Origin of the sequence: Robertmurraya sp. DFI.2.37, from assembly GCF_029211245.1 — a bacterium.
GTDB lineage: Bacteria > Bacillota > Bacilli > Bacillales > Cytobacillaceae > Robertmurraya > Robertmurraya methanolica_A.
In genome coordinates this window covers 60,086-84,082 of the sequence record NZ_JARGEJ010000002.1, presented here as the reverse complement: position 1 = coordinate 84,082, position 23,997 = coordinate 60,086, and the positions used below count along the sequence as shown (strand labels likewise).

Sequence of the window (23,997 nt, the reverse complement as noted above, 5' to 3'; positions counted from 1 at the left end):
CATTGAAATCACTTACGAATTAAAGGAGTTGTTGTCATGAAGCGATTAACAAAAGGAGCAATTGGGTTTTTTTTGTTGCTTCTCCTTGCAGCATGTGGATCAGGCGGTGCATCCTCAGAAAATGCAAATGGATTTAAGTTGATTAAAGATGGAGAACTAGTCTTCGCATCTTCAGGAGAATTTAAGCCCTTTAGTGTTACGGACGCAGATGGAAAGATGACGGGGTTTGATATTGAAGTAGGTGAGGCGATAGCACAGGAATTAGGGCTTGAACCAGTGCAACAAAAGATGAAGTTCGGCAGCATTGTCGAAAGTGTGAAGGCAGGGCGAGTCGATGCAGCCGTTGCCAGTCATACGATTACAGAAGAACGCCTAGAGCATATAAGCTTTTCGACGCCATATTATTATTCTGGTCCACAAATTTTTGTCCGTCCGGATAGCGCTGTTGAGAAGCTCGCAGATTTAGAAGGATTAGAAATCGCCGTATCGAAAGGTTCAACTTATGAGGAATATGCAGCAAGTATTTCAACGAATATCATTTTTTATGACAGTGATGTCACAGCGCTTGAGGCACTTAGCCGCGGAAAGCATGACGCGGTTATTACGGATTTTGTAACGGGCAAAGAAGCGATCGGGGCTGGAATGGAAATCGAAGGGAAAGAATTGCTGGGCAAAAGTGAGCAGGCGATTGCTGTTGCGAAGGAGAATGAAGCCCTTTTAGAAAAAATCAACGAAGCTCTTCAAACATTAAAAGAAAATGGCACATTAGCAGAAATTAGTAAGAAATATATTGGCGAGGATATTACTGTACTCCCTGAAGAATCTTAAGTAAATGGCGAATGTGCACAGCTGCATTCGCCATTGCTGTTAGGAGGTATCTTTTTGGAATTGTTATCTTTATTTGTAGAGACATCTCCGATTTTTTTGCGGGGGATGCTCCTTACTTTTCAATTAACGCTTGTTTCAATTTTGATTGCTATTTTTATTGGTTTGTTTTTCGCATTTTTAAAAATATCGACTGTCAAGGTACTTGTGTGGGTTGCGAATTTATATATTTTTCTCGTACGTGGAACCCCGCTTGTTGTACAAATATTCATCTTTTACTTCGGATTGACAGCTTTAAATATTTCGCAGTTTTGGTCAGTTGTACTAGGGCTAGCCTTCCACAATGGCGCTTATATTGCAGAGATTTTTCGCGGAGCGATCCAGTCAGTGGATAAGGGGCAAATGGAGGCAGCTCGGTCTCTTGGGATGTCAAATGGATTATCAATGAGAAGAATTATCTTGCCACAGGCGTTTCGGAGGGCGTTACCGCCATTGGGAAATCAATTTATAATTGCTTTAAAGGATTCTTCCCTCGCATCGTTTATTGGCATGTATGAGCTCTTCAACGTAGCTACAACACTCGGCTCCAGTGATTTCGACTATATGAGCTATTTATTGATTGTAGCAGTTTATTATTTAGTGCTAGTTCTATTCTTTTCGCTCCTTGTTGGAAGGGTAGAAAAGAAAATGGCGAGCAGTGATTAAGGAGAGATATGATGTCTGTGTTGAAGATTGAAGTTGAAAAATTAAACAAGTCCTTTGGTCCGTTACATGTTTTAAAAGATATAAGTTTGACAGTGAAAGAAAGCGAGGTCGTCTGCTTAATTGGTGCAAGCGGTTCTGGAAAAAGTACGTTGTTACGCTGTTTAAACTTTTTAGAAATAAAGGATAGCGGGAGGATCACGATAGAAGGAGAACAAATTGAGGAGAATACCCATGATTTAAATCATGTTAGAGCTCGGGTAGGCATGGTGTTTCAGCATTTTCATTTATTTCCTCATAAAACGGTATTAGAAAATGTGATGGAGGCACCGTTATTTGTGAAAAAAAAGCCGAAGGAAGAAGCAAGAGTGGAAGCGAGGCGTTTGCTTGAAAAGGTAGGCTTATTGGAAAAAGCGAACGTTTTTCCTTCAAAGTTATCAGGCGGACAAAAGCAGCGAGTTGCGATTTCTAGAGCGTTAGCCATGAAACCAGATATTATGCTTTTTGATGAACCAACATCAGCATTGGATCCCGAGCTCGTCGGTGAAGTATTGGCTACGATGAAAGAACTTGCATTAGAAGGAATGACAATGATTGTCGTTACACATGAAATGGGCTTTGCCCGTGAGGTTGCTGATCGGGTTATTTATATGCATGATGGAAAAATAGTTGAGGTAGGCCATCCAAAGGAATTATTTCAGCAGCCGAAAGAACAGAGAACAAAGGATTTTTTAGATTCGGTTTTATAATGATTCTATGGCAGTCACTAAAAAGGGTTCGAATAAGTGTCCGCATAAAAGGGTTCATGAGGACGGAGAAAGGTATAAAAGAGCACCGCGTGTTCTCATAAAGGGTTCATGACGACAAAGAAAAGCCAAAAAGAAGGAAACCGTGTCCGCATAAAGGGTTCATGAGGACAAAGGAGAGCGGATTTTGAGCAAAAAAGTTAGTTTTCATGGAGGGTCTTTGAAGAAAGAATTTTATCCTCATAACATGCCAAGGGGGAGAAATTCAACCGTATATTGTCCAAATGAGAGTCTATTAGCCTATATCGGTTTACATCAACGACATGGTGGACCAAAAATGGAAAGAAGAAAGCAAGTGACGCGAGATGGCTTCACTTGCTTTTTAGTTTGGAGCTTTGTAACTGTTTTTATTTACTTCGCACAAACAAAAGATAGACTCCGTAGGCAATGAATAGGATTGGCCAATAATTTAGTACAGATGTGACGCCGTTTTCTAGCAAACCTAGCCAGCCAATAATTTTCTCATAAAAAAGGAGCATGATTGCCAATACTAGGAATAATAGACCTTGAAATAGACCGGCTCCGACTTTTTGATAACGAAGAAGAAAGCCGAGAGCAATAATTAAGATAAAGGCCCCGATTGAGTTCGGCCAAATGGTTAGATGATTAATAATATGGAAATGCAGTCCGAATCCAGCGAGGATGACCCCTGGCAAAATCGCGTCATAATCCTTTGCTAAATAGCCTTGAAATAGGAAGGCTAGTCCTACAATGATTAAGAGAGTCGGCCATGTGTGAAGGCCGTCGAAAAGAGTGATATTTGCTTGTTCTAAAAAGAAGTACCCCCCAAATCCTAAAAGAATGATTCCAGGGAAAATTCGTTGATTTTTCATTTTTACACTTCCAACATAAATTTGTTCAATTTCTATTTAATCATATCTTGATTTTATGAAAAGAAGAAGTGTTAATTTAAAATTATTTATCGTAAATCATGTTAATATGTGAAAAAACTATTGAGAATCAAACTCTTTTCTAAGCCTCCCGATTTATTCACGAAATTGTTGATTTTGGCAATTACAATGTGAATCGACTCACTTGAATAGTCCTATCTTTTTTGTTAAGGTACTAGAGGAAGAACTTTGTCGGAATAGGAAGAAACAAGCTCTTTCATAGATTTTAGCTTTTATAACTCATCCGTTTTCATGATATGTTCACATTTCATTGGTTATTAGAAATCTTATCATGTTATAATAATTATTAAGTGGATCGATTTCTGTTCGTTTGAAATCGGTTCGTGTATTTACGAACATTTTTGGGGGTACGAAACAATCATGCATATTCTAACTGTTGGTCTAAATTATAAAACAGCCCCAGTTGAAATTCGAGAGCGTTTAACGTTTGACCCTTCTCAGTTAGGGGAAGCAATGAGTAGACTGAGCGGGAAAAAGAGTATCCTTGAGAACGTTATTCTATCAACATGCAATCGCACAGAAATATATGCCGTCGTAGATCAGATTCATACCGGACGTTACTATATCAAGGAATTTTTATCAGAATGGTTTAATATCCCTCAGCAAGAGTTTTCACCATTCTTATTTGTGTATGAGCAGGATGGCGCGGTTGATCACTTGTTTAATGTTGCTTGTGGCTTGAATTCAATGGTTTTGGGGGAAACTCAAATCCTTGGACAGGTGCGCTCTAGTTTTAAGGAGGCACAAGCAAACGAAACAACAGGTACGGTTTTTAACCAGTTATTTAAGCAGGCCATAACATTGGCAAAACGTGCTCACTCTGAGACGGATATTGGTGCTAATGCAGTGTCTGTTAGTTACGCTGCGGTTGAATTAGCGAAAAAAATATTCGGTTCATTAGATGGAAAGCATGTCCTTATTTTAGGGGCGGGCAAGATGGGCGAGCTAGCGATTCAAAACCTTCATGGCAATGGCGTGAGCCAAGTGACGGTTATTAATCGAACTTTTGAAAAGGCGAAAAGCTTAGCTGAGCGCTTTTCAGGGCAAGCAAAGTCATTAAATGAACTTCAATGTGCATTAATGGAAGCTGACATCTTAATTAGTTCAACTGGAGCGAAGGATTTTGTCGTTACGAAGGATATGATGGAATGTGTAGAAAGATTGCGAAAAGGGAAGCCGTTATTTATGGTTGATATCGCAGTGCCGCGTGACTTAGATCCAAAGCTTACGGAATTGGATAATGTTTTCTTATATGATATTGATGACTTAGAAGGAATTGTTGAGGCGAACCTACAGGAGCGTCAAAAAGCAGCGTCGAAAATTTTGCTCATGATTGAAGCGGAAATCGTTGAGTTCAAGCAATGGTTAAATATGCTGGGAGTTGTTCCTGTTATTTCAGCGCTGCGTGTTAAAGCGTTGAAAATTCAGGCAGAAACGATGGATAGTATTGAAAGAAAACTGCCTCATCTTTCTGACCGGGAAATAAAGGTGCTGAATAAGCATACGAAAAGTATTATTAACCAAATGTTAAAGGATCCAATTTTACAGGCGAAAGAACTTGCCGGCCAAAATAATGCTGACGAAGCATTGGAATTATTTATGAAAATATTCAACATTGAAGATCTTGTAAAAGAACAGCAAGAAACGAAAGTTGCCGATTTAAAGAGAGCTGTTGTTGCAACACCACAAGCTTCCTTTCAATCATAAAAGGGGTTCTATCTATGATTGAGGTTTACATGACTCGGCTACATGAATTCACAATCATTCTTTATGCCTTGAGTATTTTATTATATTTTATTGATTTTCTTTACAGTAGCCGGAAAGCAAACAAAGTTGCCTTCTGGTTACTTGCGTTTGTATGGCTTTTGCAAACGACTTTTTTGTGTATTTACATGGTGAATACAGGCAGATTTCCAATACTGACAATTTTTGAAGGCCTTTATTTTTATGTCTGGGTTCTAATTACTTTGTCGCTTGGACTTAATCGCCTATTAAAGGTTGATTTCATTGTTTTTTTTACGAATGTTATTGGGTTTGCGATCATGGTCATTCATACATTTGCTCCGATACAATACGAATCTGAAATTATGGTCCAACAACTTTCATCTGAATTACTTTTTATACATATTACAATGGCTATTCTTTCATACGGAGCATTTTCGATTTCAGCAGTCTTTTCCCTTCTTTATTTGTTGCAATACAATCTTTTGAAACGCAAAAAATGGGGAGCGCGTCTTATACGAATATCTGATTTGTCGAAGCTTGAGCATATGTCCCATATTTTAAATGTCATAGGCGTTCCCATGCTTTTATTATCCCTGATTTTAGGATTGCAATGGGCTTATATTAAATTGCCGGAGATGATCTGGTATGATGCGAAAGTAATCGGTTCCTTTATTGTTCTTGTCGTGTATGGTATTTCTTTATACCTACGTGTTGGAAAGGAATTTCAAGGTAAGAGTTTAGCGCTGTGGAATTTGGCTTCTTTTTTAATTATATTAATCAATTTCTTTCTGTTTGGTCAGTTATCTTCTTTCCATCTATGGTACACATAGATGGAAATCCCATCCAGAAAAAATATGCCGTTTTGATTATTAGCCAATTTTAATTAAAATGGCTAGTCCCGTATCATGGTAGTATAAAAAAATCGTTCTAATATTAACAAATAATCCTTTCAGGAGGCAATCATGAGAAAATTTATTGTTGGTTCAAGACGAAGTAAACTGGCTTTAACACAAACAAATTGGGTTATCGAGCAGCTAAAAAAAATAGATCCAAATTACGATTTTGAAGTGAAAGAAATCGTCACAAAGGGAGATAAAATTTTGGATGTAACCCTTTCTAAAGTCGGGGGAAAGGGGCTATTTGTGAAGGAGATTGAACAGGCGATGCTTGATGGCGAAATTGATCTTGCTATTCACAGCATGAAGGATATGCCGGCTATTCTTCCTGATGGTTTAGTTATAGGTTGTATTCCTGAAAGAGAAGATCACCGTGATGCTCTAATTTCTAAAGGGCATATACCGTTAAAAGATTTGCAACCGGGCTCTGTTATTGGAACAAGCAGCTTACGACGAGGAGCACAATTATTAGCGGCACGGCCAGATCTAGAGATTAAATGGATTAGAGGAAACATAGATACGCGTCTTGCGAAGCTGGAAACGGAAGAGTACGATGCGATTATTTTAGCGGCTGCTGGGCTTTCGCGCATGGGTTGGGCTTCAGATGTTGTAACGGAATTTCTTGAGCCGGAAATATGTCTTCCGGCCGTTGGGCAAGGTGCTTTATCGATTGAATGTAGAGGCGACGACACAGAGCTTCTACAGCTTTTAAGCAAATTTACTTGTCAGGAAACGGATATCACAGTTAGAGCTGAACGCGCATTCCTTCATAAGATGGAGGGGGGATGCCAAGTTCCGGTGGCAGGATATGCCAATATGAATGAAGATGGTAAAATCGTATTAACGGCTCTTGTCGCTTCTCCTGATGGAAAAACAATTTATAAAGAAAAGTTGGAAGGAACAGATCCTGAACAATTGGGTGTTGCTGCTGCTGATTACTTGATAGACAAGGGAGCAAAGACTTTAATCGATGCAGTGAAAAAGGAGTTAGAAGGAGAATGAATTCCCGAGCATTGACAGGGAAAAGAGTACTTGTTCCTCGCGGCAAAAAAAACGCTTCAGCTTTTTCTGCTATTGTAGAGGAATTTGGAGGGATTCCAGTAGAGGTCCCTCTTCTTGAATTTCGTCCAGTTGAAAATAGGAGCGACATTGCTCCAATTTTAACTTCCTTGCATACATATGATTGGCTCATTTTTACGAGTGATGTAACTGTTGAGACTTTTTTTTCCATGGTCGGTGTGAATTTGGACAAGTCTCGTGTCAAAATCGCTGTGATTGGTGAAAAAACGGAAGAGGCTCTATTGAAAAGGGGAATTTCCGTTGATTTCAAGCCAGAACATTATGTTGCGGAGAGCTTTGTGAAGGAGTTTTCTCCTTATGTAAATGAAGGGGAAAGACTGTTAATTCCGAAGGGGAATTTGGCGAGGGATTATATTGCCCAGTTTTTCAAAGAAAAGGGACATATTGTTGATGAAATTATCATTTATGAAACGTATTTTCCCGAAGATAGTAAGGAAAAGCTTCTATATTTATTGCGAAATCGCAAGCTGGACGTACTCCCTTTTACAAGCCCTTCAACAATTGAACATTTTATGTCAATCGTTACCACTTATGATCTATTTGAACAAATGAAAGAATGTATTGTGGCGACGATCGGTCCAGTGTCAAAGCGAAAGTGTGAACAATTGGGACTAACGGTGCACGTCTGTCCTAAAATATATACATCCTATGAAATGATGAGCGCAATTGCACAATACATGATGAAAAAGGAAAAAATAGGAGGATAAAAAATGAATTTTAATCGCCACCGTCGTTTGAGACAATCTGCAGCTATGCGTTCAATGGTTCGAGAAAATCAGCTCCATGTTGAGGATCTCATATATCCGCTGTTTGTAGCTGAAGGAGAGAATATTCGTAAAGAAATCTCTTCAATGCCGAATGTTTACCAGCTATCCCTTGATTTATTAATAGAGGAGATTGATGAGGTTGTATCTTTAGGGATTAAATCTGTTCTTTTATTTGGAATCCCGCTTGAGAAAGATGAGTGTGGACAAGGAGCATTCCATGATCATGGAATTGTGCAGGAAGCAACTCGGTTAATTAAGCAGCATTACCCGGAATTAATTGTTATTGCTGATACCTGTTTATGTGAATATACAAGCCATGGGCATTGTGGAATCGTTGAGAATGGAAAAGTGTTAAATGATCCGTCATTGAAATTGTTGGTTGATACGGCTGTTAGCCAAGCAAAAGCTGGTGCTGATATTATCGCTCCGTCAAATATGATGGATGGCTTTGTTGCTGCTATTCGTGCTGGGCTAGATGAAGCAGGCTTTGAAGATACACCAATCATGTCTTATGCAGTTAAGTATTCCTCTGCTTTTTACGGACCATTTAGAGATGCAGCAGAAAGCACGCCGCAATTTGGTGATCGCAAAACATATCAAATGGATCCTGCAAATCGCTTGGAGGCTTTTCGAGAAGCAGAATCCGATGTCGCAGAAGGAGCTGATTTTCTAATTGTTAAGCCAGGAATGCCTTATTTAGACATCGTACGTGATGTGAAAAATAATTTCACTTTGCCAGTTGTCATTTACAATGTGAGTGGAGAATATTCAATGGTGAAAGCAGCTGCTCAAAACGGCTGGATTGATGAAAAGTCCGTAGTAATGGAAATGCTTGTTGGGATGAAGCGAGCTGGAGCGGATATCATTATTACGTATCATGCTAAAGATGCGGCAAAATGGCTGAAAGAAAATTAAAAATGTGAGAAATGAGGGATGAAGATGCGTTCTTATGATAAATCAATTGCTGCCTTTCAAGAAGCAAAGGAATTAATGCCTGGAGGGGTGAATAGTCCTGTCCGTGCTTTTAAATCGGTCAATATGGACCCAATTTTTATGGAAAGGGGAAAAGGCTCTAAAATCTATGATATTGATGGGAATGAATACATTGATTATGTATTGTCATGGGGTCCATTAATTCTTGGTCATACAAATGACCGTGTCGTTGAAGCATTGAAAAAGGTGGCGGAATTAGGTACGAGTTTCGGTGCACCAACAATAATGGAGAATGAATTAGCCAAACTTGTGATAGAACGTGTCCCTTCTATTGAGGTTGTCCGGATGGTATCCTCTGGTACTGAAGCAACGATGAGTGCCCTTCGCCTTGCCCGCGGATATACTGGACGCAATAAAATATTGAAGTTTGAAGGCTGCTACCACGGACATGGGGATTCTCTCTTAATTAAAGCAGGTTCAGGTGTTGCCACGTTAGGTTTGCCAGACAGCCCTGGTGTTCCTGAAGGGATCGCCAAAAATACCATAACCGTTCCATATAACGATCTTGAAAGTGTAAAGTTTGCTTTCGAACAATTTGGTGATGATTTGGCTGGAGTTATTGTGGAGCCTGTTGCTGGAAATATGGGGGTTGTTCCACCACTGCCTGGTTTTTTAGAAGGGCTTCGTGAAATTACGAAGGAAAATGGCACCCTGCTCATTTTTGATGAAGTGATGACTGGATTCCGTGTCGGCTACAATTGTGCACAAGGCTACTTTAATGTGACACCAGACTTAACTTGTTTAGGCAAAGTAATTGGCGGAGGACTACCAGTTGGAGCGTATGGTGGACGCGCTGATATTATGGAGCAAATTGCTCCAAGCGGACCGATTTATCAAGCTGGAACGCTATCTGGAAATCCTCTAGCGATGACAGCGGGGTTTGAAACTTTAAGTCAGTTAACACCAGAAAGCTACCAAGAGTTTGAACGTAAAGCAGATATTCTTGAAACTGGATTAAAAGCGGCAGCTGATAAATATGGAGTTCCAATTACAGTTAATCGAGCCGGTTCGATGATTGGTTTCTTTTTTACGAAAGAAGATGTCATCAACTATGAAGCAGCCAAAACGTCTAATTTGGACTTTTTTGCTTCCTATTATCAGGAAATGGCAAATCAAGGTGTTTTCTTGCCTCCTTCCCAGTTTGAAGGTCTCTTCCTTTCAACAGCACATAGTGATGAGGACATTGATAAAACAATTGCTGCTGCAGAAGTAGCGTTTTCCAAACTTAAATAAGCATTTTTCTTGATGGCCTGAACTCTAGCTTCTATCTGCTAGAGTTCAGGCTTTTTCCCCATTGTGCGATATTTTTTCGTCGTAAAATTTCGTATCCAACCGATCACTACGTCAAGTCCCTCTTAGTTTTTTTATCTCGAAATAGCTTTGATGGTGTGAGCGCAAAAGAAAACTCAGCGCGCTTATCCTAGCAGGAATCATAATGGCTCCGAATGCGCCTTGAGCTTTTGTTCTTTTCTCTGAATTTTTATCATAAAAAGATTTTCTGTCTCATAAATTGTTAATGACATGGTGATTGATGAGAGGAAATGAAAGGAGGAGTCGCTTTGTCTGAAGGAAATGAATCTTTCTTACGGTTTTCCTTGGAAGAATCTGTTTGGTTTCAAAAAGGACAGGAAGTAGCGGAGCTTATCACGATTTCGCTTGATCCAAATATAACCATTCATGAAAATGACGATTATGTAACGATTGAAGGGGAATTACAACTTAGCGGGGAATATAAACGGAAAGAAACAGAAGCTGAGGTGGAGGAAGAGATACCATTATCACCTAAATTCGTCCAACAAATCGAGAACAGAGAAGAAGGGATTACTCAGTTTTCTCACCGCTTTCCAGTTGATATTACCATTCCTGTTCACCGTATTGCTAACATTTACGATCTAGACGTGGAAATTGAATCCTTTGATTATCTTTTCCCTGAACAAAGCTGTATGAAGTTAACAGCGGACTTAACAATAACAGGGTTAAAAAGCGATGAGCCAGAGGTTCAAGCGGAACCTTCAGAACTTGAGCTTGCATACCGAGAGGAAGAACCGCCGAAACAGGAATTGAAGCTTGAGGAAGTCGAAGAAGTACAACCAGCTGAAGAGACTGTTCTCCCTGCAAATGATCTGTTTGCACCATTTGTAGCAGAAGCGCGAAAATCTCCTGAAGAAGAGCAGAATGAAGCAGAGCCAGCTCCTTCATTATTAGAACTTGATAAGGCGCCGACGCTGCAGGTGTATGAGCAAGAATCTGAGGCAATCAAAACTGTTCCAGATGTATCATTTGCCCCACAAAGATATGAATTTACTCCCAATGAGCCAGCAACCGCTCAGCTAGAGGAAGTAGAGCAGGCTGAGCATGAGTATGAAAGTCCAGCCGATGAAGAATCCTCTTCTTCATCATCCGAAGAAGTTGCAAAAAAGAAAAAGAAGAAATCAAAAAAACAAGGGATCTCGATTACCGAATTTTTAGCTAGAAAAGAAGATGAAGAGGCTGTTGCTCGTTTGAAAGTTTGCATTGTTCAAAGCGGAGATACGCTCGATGTCATCGCAGAACGTTATGAAATCTCGACACAGCAGCTTTTAAAATTCAATCATCTAGAGGTGAATCAAGATGTGTTCGAGGGGCAGGTTCTATACATCCCTGCTACCGTTACCCATAATTAATCATTTGATCGAGTTTATTCAAAAACAGGCTGGGTGGGTTGGTCGGTGAAAACCTGCTCGTCCTGTTTTATCTATGTTGCATGAGAATTTCGGGGAAGAAAATACGATGACATAACCATCACTGTTTCACTAAAGTTCTATTGTACTGGCTTAGTAATTAGCCTATGGAAAGAAGTGAGTTCGTATGAGTGAGACGAATCATTTACAGGAAGTTGAACCGATTTTAAGTCATTATGGAATTCAGCCCCATTTTGTAGAAGGCTTTCAAAAGGTAAAGAGAATTTATTCCAATAAAGGCGTATTTGCTTTAAAAAAAATAACTCCTCAACAAGGAACCGATTTTATTAAGCATATTCAATTTCTCTATCAAAAAGGCTTCAATCGTATTATTCCTATTTATCCGACTCTCGATGGAAGATATGCGGTGATACATGGGAAAAATTTGTACTATTTAATGCCTTGGCTTCCCAATGAAATAAAAGAGGATCGCAACGAGATTCATCAGCAAATGTTCCGAGAACTTGCGCGGCTGCATACATTATCAGTTCGCGAGGTTACGATTGATAAAGAAGAGAAAAATGAGCATTATGAAAATACGATTCGTGAGTGGGATAAAGAGAATGAATTTCTTGAGGGGTTTTTAGAGCAATGTGAGGGAAAGTGGTATATGTCGCCATTTGAACTCCTGTTTTGTCTTTATTATCATGATATCAGTCAAGCATTGCGTTTTTCCTCCAATAAATTTAAGGAATGGTATGAAAAAACAAAGGATGATGAGAAGGCAAGAGTTGTTTTAGCACATGGCAAGCTTTCAACTGAGCATTTCCTTTATGACGACAAAGGCTATGGCTATTTTACAAACTTTGAAAATAGCAAGCAAAGTTCACCGATGCATGATTTGTTACCATTTTTATCAAGAACATTAAAAACGTACCCGAAATCAAATGAAGATTGCGTTGATTGGATTTACACTTATTTTAAATATTTTCCTTTAAGGGACGACGAATTAAATCTCTTTTTAAGTTATTTCTCCCATCCTCATGGATTTTTAGCGGTTGTGGAAGAATATTATAAATCGCGAAATAGAGATGAGCGAAAATATGTTCAAAAATTACAAAGGCATTATTGGCACCTAAAAAACACAGAATATATCGTTATGCGTATTGATGAAATAGAAAGACAAAAACGGCTTGAAAAGGAAGCTCAAGCCGAAGCGCAATCTCAAGGTGATACCCAAGGATAGGATTTGTAAACCGACCCGAGGAACAATCTTTAAGATAGATTGTTCCACCGTTATAATAACTCAATTTTAAGAGCTACTGTAATCAAGACAAGAGCAATTAAAAACAGGACATCGAATGCAGTTGGAAATAAAATCGTACGTATCCCTTGAAATATGCAAAATGGAATAGCAAATTGATGCAGGACGTCTCGAGATTTTTTCAACCACGGTGGAAGTGCATATGGATTATATTTTCTCCTCACAATCTCTTCCCCCTTTTCCCCAATAGGAATTTTCCTTATTACTTAATCTATGTCCTTTGATTTGGGAATGTGCGAAAAACGTTGTTGAAGCTTTGTTAGTCTGATTGAAGTTGAGTCCGGAAATATTGGTGGAATTTCCGGAATTATGTCATGAAATTCCGGAATTATTTGTGAATTTTCTGGAATTCCGCCATGAAATTCTGGAATCACCCCAAAAATTTCCGGAATTCCTATCTAACATAGTCTTTTTTGACGTACGTTTCCTCTCAATGAAGTGTCATTTTCTGAAAAACTGTATATACTAAAAAAAAATCGGTTATCCTTATTGACGTCAGTCTTTGTTTTTATGTAGTATATTGATTATACAAATAGAGTTATACTGCTATGATAGGGAATAGTACGTTGGTTCCTTGCTTTAAGAGAGGAAAACCATGAGCTGAAAGGTTTTCTAAGCAATACCAGTGGAAGTCGCCCTTGAGCATCTTTTGCGAACGAATGATTTTCAAGTAGTAAAAGACGGGGAATCCGTTATCTTGTTAAGCGCCAATCGATTTTTTTATAAAATGGATTGGAAAAAAGGTGGTACCGCGAAGCATACTCCATTCGTCCTTTTAATGACGAATGGAGTTTTTTGTTTCATCGGGAAATGAAAGTTTTCGCCGTTGTAGATCACTTTTTAATGAAGTGTATCTGCTGATCCAGCGCTAATCGCCTAGCAAACCTGAGGTGCTTGCAACCGCCAATTTTCTTTATTTTATTTTAGTAGAGGTCCTTTCAGTTATGTACGGCGATGGAGAGAGCGCTTTAGGTTTTGAAATGAAAAAGGAAGAAGAAAGGAAGAATGAAATGGAAACAAATGAGCTATCGATGCCAACGAAGTATGACCCGAATACGATTGAGAAGGGCCGTTACGATTGGTGGGTAAAGGGAAAGTTTTTTGAAGCACAAAGTGATGAGAAAAAAGAACCGTATACCATCGTCATTCCTCCACCAAATGTAACAGGCAAGCTTCACTTAGGACACGCCTGGGATACGACATTGCAGGATATATTAACCCGTATGAAAAGAATGCAAGGCTATGACGTTTTATGGCTGCCAGGGATGGACCATGCGGGGATTGCGACACAAGCAAAAGTTGAGGAAAAGCTCCGCCAAGAAGGGGTAAGCCGGTATGATTTAGGTAGAGATAAATTTGTTGAAGAAACATGGAAGTGGAAGGAAGAGTATGCTGCTCATATCCGTGCACAATGGGCGAAGCTAGGGCTTGGTTTAGACTATAGTCGAGAGCGCTTTACTCTTGATGAAGGACTGTCGAAAGCGGTCCGCGAAGTGTTTGTTTCCTTATATAAAAAAGGACTTATTTATCGCGGAGAATACATTATTAACTGGGATCCGTCCACCAAAACAGCATTATCTGATATCGAGGTTATTTATAAGGATGTTCAAGGTGCGTTTTATCATATGAATTATCCTCTTGCAGATGGCTCAGGTTCGATTGAAGTAGCGACTACTCGTCCCGAAACAATGCTTGGTGATACGGCGGTTGCAGTTCATCCAGAAGATGAACGCTACAAGCATTTAATCGGCAAAAAAGTGGTTCTCCCAATTGTTGGCCGCGAAATTCCAATTGTAGCTGATGACTATGTAGATATGGAGTTTGGTTCAGGGGCAGTAAAAATAACACCAGCCCATGATCCGAATGACTTTGAATTAGGAAATCGCCATAATCTTGAACGTGTACTTGTGATGAATGAAGACGGTACAATGAATGAAAAAGCAGGGAAATATAACGGGATGGATCGCTTTGAATGCCGTAAGCAAATCGTGAAGGATTTGCAAGAACAAGGAGTTCTTTTCAAAATTGAAGAACATATGCACTCTGTGGGCCATTCGGAACGTAGTGGTGCCGTTGTCGAGCCATATTTATCAACGCAATGGTTTGTCAAAATGCAGCCTCTCGCTGATGAAGCGATTGCCCTTCAACAGAAGGAAGAAAAAGTGCATTTTGTCCCAGACCGTTTTGAAAAGACGTATTTACACTGGATGGAAAATATTCGCGATTGGTGTATTTCTCGCCAGCTTTGGTGGGGACATCGCATTCCAGCCTGGTATCACAAGGAAACGGGTGAGGTTTATGTCGACCATGAACCACCTGCTGATATAGAAAATTGGGAGCAGGATAACGATGTTTTAGATACATGGTTCAGTTCCGCATTGTGGCCGTTTTCGACGATGGGCTGGCCGGACACAGAATCTGCTGATTTCAAGCGTTACTATCCAACGGCAGCACTTGTAACAGGCTATGATATCATTTTCTTCTGGGTATCGAGAATGATTTTCCAAGGGCTTGAATTTACAGATGAGCGTCCATTTAAGGATGTACTCATTCATGGTTTAGTTAGAGATGCACAAGGCAGAAAAATGAGTAAGTCATTAGGCAATGGCGTTGACCCTATGGATGTTATTGCACAATATGGAGCTGACTCTTTACGTTACTTCCTTTCAACGGGAAGCTCACCAGGTCAAGATTTACGCTTTAGCATGGAAAAGGTCGAAGCAACTTGGAATTTTGCTAATAAAATTTGGAATGCATCACGCTTCGCTTTAATGAATATGAACGGTCTAAAGTTTGAAGAAATTGATTTAAGTGGTGAAAAATCAGTAGCAGATAAATGGATACTTACTCGTTCAAATGAGACCATTGATACTGTAACGAGACTATCTGAACGTTATGAATTTGGTGAGGTTGGCCGAGTTCTTTATAATTTCATTTGGGATGATTTCTGTGATTGGTATATTGAAATGGCGAAGCTACCGTTATACGGGGATGATGAAGCTGCGAAAAAGACGACGCGCTCAATTTTAGCATATGTGCTGGATAATACAATGCGCCTGCTTCATCCATTCATGCCTTTCATTACCGAGGAAATTTGGCAAAACCTACCACATCAAGGTGAGTCTATTACAACAGCTAAATGGCCTGAAGTGAACGAAAACCTTTCTGACAGTGAAGCAGCTTCTGAAATGAAATTGTTGGTGGAAATCATTCGTTCAGTCCGAAATATTCGTGCCGAAGTAAATACACCGATGAGCAAGAAAATTAACATGCTTGTCAAAGTAAAGGATGACCTTCTTCTGCAGGTGTTGGATAAAAATCGTTCCTATTTAGAACGGTTCTGTAATCCAGAAGAACTTAAAATGGGCAAGGATATTCTGATTCCTGATAAAGCGATGACGGCAGTGGTTACTGGAGCAGAAATTATTTTACCACTTGAAGGTTTAATTAACATAGCTGAAGAAATTGCACGTCTTGAAAAAGAGCTTGATAAATGGAATAAAGAAGTGGAAAGGGTTCAAAAGAAACTAAGCAATGAGGGCTTTGTGAAGAAAGCTCCAGAAAAAGTGATTGCTGAGGAAAGAGCAAAGGAAGCAGATTATTTAGAGAAAAGGGCAGCTGTGGAGCTTCGCATTAAAGAGTTAAAGGGTCAATGAGTAGGTGTGAGGGCGAATCCGTTTGGCGGGTTCGTCTTCACTGTCTGAAAGGATATTGGTTTATATCATGTGATCTAGCATAATGGAAAAAGGTGGAAACGACATGTTTCAGTTTTACGAGGAAGCGTTGAATTGGATTCATTCACGCTTAAGATTAGGGGTCAAGCCAGGATTAAAAAGAATGGAATGGATGATGGATAAGCTAGATCATCCAGAAAAAAAAATGCCGACCATACATATTGGAGGAACGAATGGGAAGGGCTCGACGGTAACGTATTTACGCTCGATTTTGCAAGAGGCAGGTTTAAAGGTTGGAACCTTCACCTCTCCTTATTTTGAACACTTTAATGAGCGAATTTCGATTAATGGTCATTCTATCAGTGAGGAAGATTTGGTCAAGATAACAAATGTGATTAAACCACTAAGTGATGAATTAGAGCAGACGGAGCTTGGCTCACCAACTGAATTTGAAGTGATTACCGCCATGAGCTTTTACTATTTTGCTGAGGTCGCTCCAGTCGATCTTGCTATTTATGAGGTTGGACTTGGTGGCAGGTTTGATTCTACCAATATTATCACACCGCAAGTATCGATTATTACAAGCATCGGCCTCGATCACATAAATATTTTAGGGAATAGCTATGAGCAAATCGCCTTTGAAAAAGCGGGAATCATAAAGCCACATATCCCAATTTTAACGGCAGTTAAGCAGGAGGAAGCATTTAACGTTATTAAAGAAAAAGCGGTGCAAATGGATGCCGCCATACATCGTCTTGGAGAGCATTTTTTTATTGACAATCACGCATCACTTGATAAAGGTGAACAATTTTCCCTGCAAACGTCAAAAAGTTATTTAGAGAATTTAGAAATAAGAATGCTCGGACGGCACCAAACGGAAAATGCCGCTTTAGCAGTTGAAGCAGCCATTCTTTTAGCAGCTTCTTACAATATTACCGAAGAGGATATTCGTCAAGGGTTGAAAAAAGCATACTGGCCTGGAAGATTTGAAATCGTCTCCTCTGCCCCATTAATCGTCCTGGATGGAGCCCATAATGAAGAGGGGATTGAAACGCTAGTAGTGGAATTAAAGCGCCGCTTTCCTGAACGAAAAAAAAGGCTGATTTTTGCTGCCCTTGGTGATAAAAAAGTAGATAATATGATTAAGAAGCTAGACTCGGTCTCCCAGATGATTACATTCGTGAGCTTTGACTTTCCCCGAGCGGCAAGTGCAGAGGAGCTCTATCAGTTTAGTAGCTTGGTCCATAAACGAGCGGAAGGCGATTGGCAAAAGGCAATTATAGAAGAGCTGCATGCACTGCAAAGTAATGAAATGCTTATTATCACAGGCTCTCTCTATTTTTTATCTGAAGTAAAACCATTTATAAATACGATCATTTAGTACGTGAATACGTAAAATATATGACAAAAGTTAGAAAATTTGTTAAACTAATGAGTACGATTGTGCAAATATTTGCTAAAATTTGTTAATGTATGGTCGTTAATAGTATGAAAAGAATGAAGCAAAAATAATAGATAGTTTTAATTTGATTTGCGTTTAAACTGAGAAGAGGGAGGGATAATGTTGCTGAGGCCGCATGTAAAGAGGATTATATGGATTTTATGGCTTCTTATTGTACCCGCTGGTAGTTGGCTCGTATATTATTTTTTCCCTCCTCTTGTATCTGCAATAAGTTTTGAACTGTTAGGATTTTTGGTATTAACATGCTTTGTTGCTGGGACACCAATGATTATCAACAATACGCCAATATTTTATATACAATGGGTCTCACTTACAGTCTTTCTCATTTTTGGCCTCTTCGTTGAAGTTATCTTAATGCAGATTGCCATTGTTGTCCTCCTTTTAAGAATACGCGTTCCGAGGGAACAATTGCACCGCTATCCATTAAATTGGCTCATGTTTTTTATTACTTCAGTCGGCAGTGGGGTTGTATATTATGCTCTCGGTGGAACCCATGGAATCGATATTTTGAGCAATCCGTTCAATCTCGTATTAGCGTTTGCATACGCCTGCACTTATTTTCTCTTAAATCATTTTCTTCTAAAGTTTATTGCTTATCTTGTTCAGAGGAAAAAAAGAGCTCTCTTTGACAAAGATTTTATTTGGGAAGCATTATCAAGTGCTATTACATTGCCTATCGGATTGATTTTGTATATTTTATATCAAGAAGTAGGGGCAATCGCTGTTATTTTTGTTGGTATTCCTTTTGCAAGCCTATCGATCATATTAAATTTATACCATTCTAGTAATAAGGTGAACCAAAATTTACAGAAAGCGACCGAAATTGGACATGAATTAGCTGAACGTTTACATGTAGAAGAAGTACTTGATTTGTTTATCCAAAGATTGACTGAAATGTTTCCGGTTGATTATGCTCATATTTTAGATATTATCGACGATGAATTACAATTATTGAGAAGCGTGGAGAAAAATGGGGAGCAATCACTGGAAATTTCTCCACAATTTATAAATCAAGGAATAAGTGGACATGTTTGGTCGACTGGAAAGGCTGTTTTATACAATTCAAAAAGAGAGTGGAAAGGCATTGTGCATGGATATATGCCTGTGTCTGCAGAAAGCATTATATGTGTGCCAATTGTTCGTAGCAACGAGGTGATCGGCATCCTTCTTCTCGCATCGGAACAAAAAAGAGCCTATGAAAAAGCACAGCTTATGATTGTTGATATTCTTAGTTCGTATTTCGCGGTTGCGATTGAAAATGCCAAGCACTATGAACGAACAAAAGAAGATAGTGAGCGTTGTGCCCTTACAAAGCTTTATAACTATCGATATATGGAGCGTGCTTTAGAAACGGAATATCTTCTTTTAACGAATGGCAAAAGAAAACATCTTTCTGTTATTTTATTGGATATTGATCATTTTAAAAATATTAACGATCGCTACGGTCATCAGAGTGGCAATGAAATTCTCTTCCAGCTTGCGCAACGTCTTTCTGGGCTGATTGATACGAAAACGGGAATTGTAGCCAGATTTGGCGGTGAGGAATTTGTTATTATTCTTCCTGATGTTGATAAGAAAGCAGCGTTGAATATTGCTGAATTTGTGAGGCAGATGATCGCCAATCGTCCATTTATCCTCTCTCGACATATTGAAGATACAAAAACTGAAATTACTGTTCACCTGACAGCGTCCATTGGAGTGGCTTCAGCTCCAGAGGATGCGGATGATTCCATGTCCTTAATTCGCCATGCTGATCGGGCGCTTTATGTGGGAGCAAAACGGAATGGACGGAATAAGGTAGCAGAATATGTGAAATAAGAGTGGAAGCCCAGAAAAAAAGGGACTTGCTCTTATTTTTTTGCCGTTTTTCGATAGAAGCTTCAGTTTTAGGGTGAACAGGTGCAAAAAAAGGAAAAAATTAGAGTGCTCTCTACGAATATTTAACAAATTCCCTATTGATTATAACTAATAATTGGTATAATAGTAGTAATAAAGACTCAGAACGTATGACGTAGTCAAGGGAGGGGAATTTATGAGAAATAGGTTAAAGAACATTTCGATTGGGTTTATTATTCTATTTTTACTATCATCTATGTTTTTACAGCCTCTACCCATAGAAGCAGCAAGTCAACCGGATGTTCATTTTTCTGTATCGCCGTCATCAGCAGAGCTTACTTTAAATGCCGATAGCATGGCTGAGGGGGCGCTTAATATTGATTTAGTTCCTAAAGGGACTGTTGGTCAGAAGCAGAGAGAGCCAATTGACGTCGCATTTGTATATGATACATCAGGATCGATGGATGACTTTTTTGAGAATAAGAGGAAATCTACGAGTGCAAAGAATGCATTAGCGAGTGCGCTTACTTATTTTAGCGCTAAAGATAATCAAGTATCTGGAGATCGTTTTTTCTTTATTCCGTTCAATGATAATGTCCGTACGAGTGGACAGGTAAAAGTCGTAGAGGGCTTAAAAAATATCGAAGGCTTGCTCGGCAAGCTTGAATCGAATAACATAGGCGGTACCAATTATACACAGACTCTTGAGTACGCAAAGAGCAAGTTAATGCAAAGCAATAATAAAAATAAATATATTGTCTTTCTTACAGATGGGGAACCGACCGTTTTAAATTACGGAAATTATAAGTACATATTATACACAAACGGAACCGCTTTATACAATGGAGTAACTTCAAGGGGAAACTATACAAAAACAAGAGAATTGATTCATCGTATTGCTAAGGAAACGAGCAGACAGTTAGCAGCAGATAATATTACGATGTATAGCATTGGTTTTGCTAGAGAGGATGAGATCGATTTTCAATTATTGGAAAGCATGTCATCGATTACCGGCGCCACAGCTGTCCGAGCAACCCCTACCAATTTGACAAATATATTTCAAGAGATTTCCAAGAAAATCGATAGTTATACAATTAGTGGTGAAGTGACGGTCGATTTGCGGAAATTTAATGGAGACGTTACTGTTGCTCCTGATGCGGATGCGATAGTAGATGATAATCAAGTGGTGCATATCCCGTTTAGGTTTACATTTCCAGTTGGCGCTGAGCCAGATCCCAGTAATATAGCAACATCGCTACCATTAATTTTTCATAAAGCAGGCACCTATTCTTTCGAGCATATCGAACTACAGTATGATGGACTGACCACGGCAAAGAGGCATGCTCCTGTTACCATAAAAGTAAATCAGGATATGAATTCCATTCCAGGGGCGAGCTTTGCAGTAAAACCATCTTCGGAGGAATTTGTCAAACCGCCTCATGATAATGCAAAAGGGAACATCGATATTACGATTACCGGGAAGGGAATGGCACCTAAGGACGAAAGATTGCCGATTGATGTCGTTTTTGTCCATGACACATCGGGCTCGATGGCTGAACTATTTGATGGTGCACGGCGTGATACAACGGCAAAACATGCTTTGCAATCAGCCATAAACTATTTCGAAATGAATTCAAAAGCCGAAGATAAGTTTTACTTTGTTCCCTTTGACAGTGAAGTCAGTAGAAAAACAAAAGCAGGAGCAAATTGTTTTCTAGGTTACTGTTGGGGTGAGAAAAGAATCAATATCTTCCCGCTTGAAGGTTTAAATAATATTAAAAATGCGATTGGTGATTTAGATTCAGGTGGTGTTTCAACCGGGGGTACAAACTACAATGCGGCATTGACTGAAGCAATGAGAAAATTTATCCAAGGAAGCAATAGAAGCAAGTATATAATCTTTTTAACAGATGGGGAGCCAACTGTCCTTACGCACAATAACGATCGCTATGAAATATTTACGAATCAAACAGCGAGGAAAAATGGTGTCAACGCTCCGTTGGCAGAAGTAAAAAGAATTATAAGAGAACAGGCGTTAAATATTTCTGATACTCTTGGAAGTAATGGAATTACACTGTACAGCATTGGCTTTGCCCAGGAAGGTGAAGTGGATTTCGAACTATTAAGAAATATGTCCGCTAAGACGGGAGGATATGCTGTTCAAGGGAAGTCTAATAATTTAACATAGATATTTGATGATATTTCAAGAAAAGTAAATGCTTCTAATATTTCAGGAAGCGTCACGATCGATTTAAGTCCTTTTAATGGAGACGTTATCGTTGATCCAAATTCTAATTTCAAGACAAACGATGAGCAGATTGTGCAAATCCCTTTTAACATTACATTCCCGGCAGGAGAAAAGCCAGATCCACAGATGATTCAACAATCTTTACCGTTGCAATTCCAGAAGGCAGGGAGCTATGAATTCCGCAATAATGTGACGATGACCTACACGGATATTAACGGTACACTGCAGACTTTTGAACACGAACCGTTTACGGTTATCGTCAATGAAGAGACGGCACCATATTTTTTAAATGAAGTGAATATTTTAGGAAATCCATTTTATTCTCCTGATAACTTAATAAAGATTGGCAATCACGATTCAGAAAGAAATGAATTTTTCGTTGAGTACAAGCTTAGACCTGAAACAGTATTTACTGAAATTACGAGCGGACTAATCAATGATATTAAAATTACGCAACCGCTTTTTCAAGGAATCTCTTTAGCGACGCATGAGCAAATTTCGCTATATAAAGATGGTAAACGCGTGGAAGGGATCACGGTTCAACCAATAAATAATGGACGAGCGCTCGAAATCCATCTGCAAAATAATGATATTATTTATGATTCTGGAAACTTTTCGGTTGGAGAATATGTGATTAAAGTAAGGTTAAAGGCAGACTGGGCATTACCATACATGCAAATGCCGCAAGCACAGTTATATTTTCATGATTCCCGTTTCAAGGAGCAAAATCAGTCTTTAAATATTGATGAACAGCGGATTTCTATGAGGGTTCAATTAAATGAAACGAACTATACTTATTCTGGGGACTACAAAGGATCAGTTGAAAAAATCAGTCGTCAAGATGGGGCAACGATAGCAGAAACCATCCTGACTCAAGACAATATATTGATTGAAAAGGCTGTAAAAGGAATGGGTTTAATCAATCAGGGGACTGCTATTGAAATTACGTATTATGATGATACGAAAGCGATTCTCTACTTAAAAACAAATTTTCTGCTTAAAAATGTATCCTTAAGCCAAAATCTTCAATCTGGAGATACAACTAAGGGACGCATTGCGTTTAAAATCATAGACTTTGTCGCTGGTGACGAGGTAATCTATGAATATCAATTAAATGTAGACGGTTCTGATACGGACTGGCATGAGTTTGACCCAATGGCAATGATTGAATTACCTAAAGACTTAGAGGGATTCGTTGAGATTCGCGTGAGAACAAAAGGCGGTTTTAGTATCAATGATAATCCAATTGTTAAATCGTTAACGATTGTAAAGGAAGGTTTATCTGTTGAACCGAATCCAATTGAGATTGATGTCGGCGAATCACTTGCCGTTGAAATTAAAATAACACCGGACGATGAAACCGATAGAGACTTTGATGTTACAATTTTGGAACCAACGATTGCTATGTTTGAAAATGGAAAAGTAACAGGCTTAGAACCAGGTGAGACCCATCTCCAAGTCATCACGACTGATATTGCTGGAAATGAGATTAAAGAGCTAATCCCGTTGAAGGTTAATTCAATCTTAATTGAGAAAATTACCGTTACACCAAATCCGCTCCATATTGGAAAGCTGCTGGAATATCATGATTTTCATGTTGAGATAGAGCCAAAAAAAGCCTCAAATCAAAAGCTAGCTTGGAAATCCTTAAATCCTTCTATTGTTGAAATTATGGAGCCAGGTCGGATCTATGGGAAGATGACGGGAACAGCTGAAATCGAAATTAAGGCTGAAGATGGCAGCGATGTTGCCACGACGATTATTGTTCATGTCGGTTCTCCATTAACAGGCATAGAGGTAGATAATGAGCTTGTGATTGAAAAAGGGGCAACAGATAAAAATGTTCATCAACATTTTAGATATTTACCTTCGGATGCCACTAATATTAAAGGGAAGCCTTCCTTTGCTTCAACCAATGAAAATATATTGGAGGTTGAGCCGAATGGGGAGTTTATTCCGAAGAGGATTGGTGATGCAGGTGTGAAAATCACCGTCCGAGATGAGGATGACAATACATTTACAGCAGAATTAAAAGTGAAAGTGGTCGAAAAAGGTTCAAATAGCGGGAATAATGGGGATAAATATTAA

The 23,997-nt window shown here is 39.1% G+C and carries 18 protein-coding genes and 1 other annotated feature; of the genes, 16 read left to right on the top strand and 2 right to left on the bottom strand.

Annotation, left to right across the window (positions count from 1 at the left end; genetic code table 11):
• The first annotated feature begins 36 nt into the window (after positions 1-36).
• From PZE06_RS01800 to PZE06_RS01790, 3 genes are read left to right on the top strand one after another with little or no spacing between them, the layout of a single operon-like run.
• Positions 37-828 carry a transporter substrate-binding domain-containing protein gene (locus PZE06_RS01800; protein WP_150913696.1) on the top strand — a complete coding sequence of 264 codons (792 nt, stop codon included), beginning with the start codon at positions 37-39 and terminating at the stop codon, positions 826-828.
• Positions 829-882: 54 nt separating this feature from the next.
• Entirely contained in the window at positions 883-1,530 is a 648-nt protein-coding gene (locus PZE06_RS01795) for an amino acid ABC transporter permease (protein ID WP_150913694.1), read from the top strand.
• Between the two features lie 8 nt (positions 1,531-1,538).
• Positions 1,539-2,276, top strand: a complete 738-nt coding sequence (locus PZE06_RS01790; protein ID WP_225310578.1) for an amino acid ABC transporter ATP-binding protein — start codon at positions 1,539-1,541, stop codon at positions 2,274-2,276.
• 404 nt (positions 2,277-2,680) lie between these two features.
• On the opposite strand, the gene PZE06_RS01785 is transcribed toward PZE06_RS01790, so the two are convergent.
• Positions 2,681-3,166 carry a LiaI-LiaF-like domain-containing protein gene (locus PZE06_RS01785; protein ID WP_150913690.1) on the bottom strand — a complete coding sequence of 162 codons (486 nt, stop codon included), beginning with the start codon at positions 3,164-3,166 and terminating at the stop codon, positions 2,681-2,683.
• Positions 3,167-3,604: 438 nt separating this feature from the next.
• Here PZE06_RS01785 and hemA point away from each other — a divergent pair, with 438 nt between their 5' ends.
• The 8 genes from hemA to ysxE all read left to right on the top strand — a co-directional run bounded on the left by hemA (position 3,605) and on the right by ysxE (position 12,611).
• Positions 3,605-4,951 (top strand): glutamyl-tRNA reductase, encoded by a 1,347-nt coding sequence (gene hemA / locus PZE06_RS01780; RefSeq protein ID WP_150913688.1) that lies wholly within the window; start codon positions 3,605-3,607, stop codon positions 4,949-4,951.
• 14 nt (positions 4,952-4,965) lie between these two features.
• Positions 4,966-5,799 (top strand): cytochrome c biogenesis protein, encoded by an 834-nt coding sequence (locus PZE06_RS01775; protein ID WP_150913686.1) that lies wholly within the window; start codon positions 4,966-4,968, stop codon positions 5,797-5,799.
• Positions 5,800-5,931: 132 nt separating this feature from the next.
• On the top strand, positions 5,932-6,867 hold the full coding sequence (gene hemC / locus PZE06_RS01770; protein ID WP_150913684.1) for a hydroxymethylbilane synthase: 936 nt from the start codon (positions 5,932-5,934) through the stop codon (positions 6,865-6,867).
• The gene (locus PZE06_RS01765) at positions 6,864-7,652 is read left to right on the top strand and encodes a uroporphyrinogen-III synthase (protein ID WP_150913682.1); all 789 of its coding nucleotides are present in this window, start codon (positions 6,864-6,866) and stop codon (positions 7,650-7,652) included. Before hemC ends, PZE06_RS01765 begins: the two co-directional genes overlap by 4 nt.
• Before the next feature lie 3 nt (positions 7,653-7,655).
• Complete coding sequence (gene hemB, locus PZE06_RS01760) at positions 7,656-8,627, top strand: porphobilinogen synthase (RefSeq protein WP_150913680.1); 972 nt, start codon at positions 7,656-7,658, stop codon at positions 8,625-8,627.
• 24 nt (positions 8,628-8,651) lie between these two features.
• Positions 8,652-9,938, top strand: coding sequence for a glutamate-1-semialdehyde 2,1-aminomutase (gene hemL / locus PZE06_RS01755; RefSeq protein ID WP_150913678.1), 1,287 nt, complete (start codon positions 8,652-8,654; stop codon positions 9,936-9,938).
• Between the two features lie 326 nt (positions 9,939-10,264).
• On the top strand, positions 10,265-11,368 hold the full coding sequence (gene spoVID, locus PZE06_RS01750) for a stage VI sporulation protein D (RefSeq protein ID WP_150913676.1): 1,104 nt from the start codon (positions 10,265-10,267) through the stop codon (positions 11,366-11,368).
• A gap of 184 nt (positions 11,369-11,552) precedes the next feature.
• Positions 11,553-12,611 carry a spore coat protein YsxE gene (gene ysxE / locus PZE06_RS01745; protein WP_150913674.1) on the top strand — a complete coding sequence of 353 codons (1,059 nt, stop codon included), beginning with the start codon at positions 11,553-11,555 and terminating at the stop codon, positions 12,609-12,611.
• A gap of 50 nt (positions 12,612-12,661) precedes the next feature.
• Here ysxE and PZE06_RS01740 read toward each other — a convergent pair whose 3' ends face one another.
• Positions 12,662-12,853 carry a hypothetical protein gene (locus tag PZE06_RS01740; protein ID WP_095307440.1) on the bottom strand — a complete coding sequence of 64 codons (192 nt, stop codon included), beginning with the start codon at positions 12,851-12,853 and terminating at the stop codon, positions 12,662-12,664.
• Positions 12,854-13,228: 375 nt separating this feature from the next.
• Positions 13,229-13,467: a binding site (T-box leader), on the top strand.
• A gap of 232 nt (positions 13,468-13,699) precedes the next feature.
• Here PZE06_RS01740 and PZE06_RS01735 point away from each other — a divergent pair.
• From PZE06_RS01735 to PZE06_RS01715, 5 genes are all read left to right on the top strand, one after another.
• Entirely contained in the window at positions 13,700-16,345 is a 2,646-nt protein-coding gene (locus PZE06_RS01735; RefSeq protein ID WP_150913909.1) for a valine--tRNA ligase, read from the top strand.
• Positions 16,346-16,448: 103 nt separating this feature from the next.
• Positions 16,449-17,744: a bifunctional folylpolyglutamate synthase/dihydrofolate synthase gene (locus PZE06_RS01730; protein ID WP_150913672.1), complete on the top strand. Its 1,296-nt coding sequence runs from the start codon at positions 16,449-16,451 to the stop codon at positions 17,742-17,744.
• A gap of 180 nt (positions 17,745-17,924) precedes the next feature.
• Positions 17,925-19,643: a GGDEF domain-containing protein gene (locus PZE06_RS01725; RefSeq protein ID WP_150913669.1), complete on the top strand. Its 1,719-nt coding sequence runs from the start codon at positions 17,925-17,927 to the stop codon at positions 19,641-19,643.
• Between the two features lie 214 nt (positions 19,644-19,857).
• Complete coding sequence (locus tag PZE06_RS01720; protein ID WP_150913667.1) at positions 19,858-21,849, top strand: vWA domain-containing protein; 1,992 nt, start codon at positions 19,858-19,860, stop codon at positions 21,847-21,849.
• A 132-nt stretch (positions 21,850-21,981) separates the two neighbouring features.
• Positions 21,982-23,997, top strand: coding sequence for an Ig-like domain-containing protein (locus tag PZE06_RS01715; protein WP_150913665.1), 2,016 nt, complete (start codon positions 21,982-21,984; stop codon positions 23,995-23,997).

What these genes read in the sequence shown, in the direction of transcription:
- PZE06_RS01735 (WP_150913909.1), top strand. Translation starts at nt 13,700, where the DNA reads ATGGAAACAAATGAGCTATCGATGCCAACGAAGTATGACCCGAATACG.
- PZE06_RS01730 (WP_150913672.1), top strand. Translation starts at nt 16,449, where the DNA reads ATGTTTCAGTTTTACGAGGAAGCGTTGAATTGGATTCATTCACGCTTA.
- PZE06_RS01785 (WP_150913690.1), bottom strand. Translation starts at nt 3,166, where the DNA reads ATGAAAAATCAACGAATTTTCCCTGGAATCATTCTTTTAGGATTTGGG.
- PZE06_RS01790 (WP_225310578.1), top strand. Translation starts at nt 1,539, where the DNA reads ATGATGTCTGTGTTGAAGATTGAAGTTGAAAAATTAAACAAGTCCTTT.
- PZE06_RS01765 (WP_150913682.1), top strand. Translation starts at nt 6,864, where the DNA reads ATGAATTCCCGAGCATTGACAGGGAAAAGAGTACTTGTTCCTCGCGGC.
- PZE06_RS01725 (WP_150913669.1), top strand. Translation starts at nt 17,925, where the DNA reads ATGTTGCTGAGGCCGCATGTAAAGAGGATTATATGGATTTTATGGCTT.
- hemC (WP_150913684.1), top strand. Translation starts at nt 5,932, where the DNA reads ATGAGAAAATTTATTGTTGGTTCAAGACGAAGTAAACTGGCTTTAACA.
- hemB (WP_150913680.1), top strand. Translation starts at nt 7,656, where the DNA reads ATGAATTTTAATCGCCACCGTCGTTTGAGACAATCTGCAGCTATGCGT.
- ysxE (WP_150913674.1), top strand. Translation starts at nt 11,553, where the DNA reads ATGAGTGAGACGAATCATTTACAGGAAGTTGAACCGATTTTAAGTCAT.
- hemL (WP_150913678.1), top strand. Translation starts at nt 8,652, where the DNA reads ATGCGTTCTTATGATAAATCAATTGCTGCCTTTCAAGAAGCAAAGGAA.
- PZE06_RS01800 (WP_150913696.1), top strand. Translation starts at nt 37, where the DNA reads ATGAAGCGATTAACAAAAGGAGCAATTGGGTTTTTTTTGTTGCTTCTC.
- PZE06_RS01720 (WP_150913667.1), top strand. Translation starts at nt 19,858, where the DNA reads ATGAGAAATAGGTTAAAGAACATTTCGATTGGGTTTATTATTCTATTT.
- hemA (WP_150913688.1), top strand. Translation starts at nt 3,605, where the DNA reads ATGCATATTCTAACTGTTGGTCTAAATTATAAAACAGCCCCAGTTGAA.
- PZE06_RS01775 (WP_150913686.1), top strand. Translation starts at nt 4,966, where the DNA reads ATGATTGAGGTTTACATGACTCGGCTACATGAATTCACAATCATTCTT.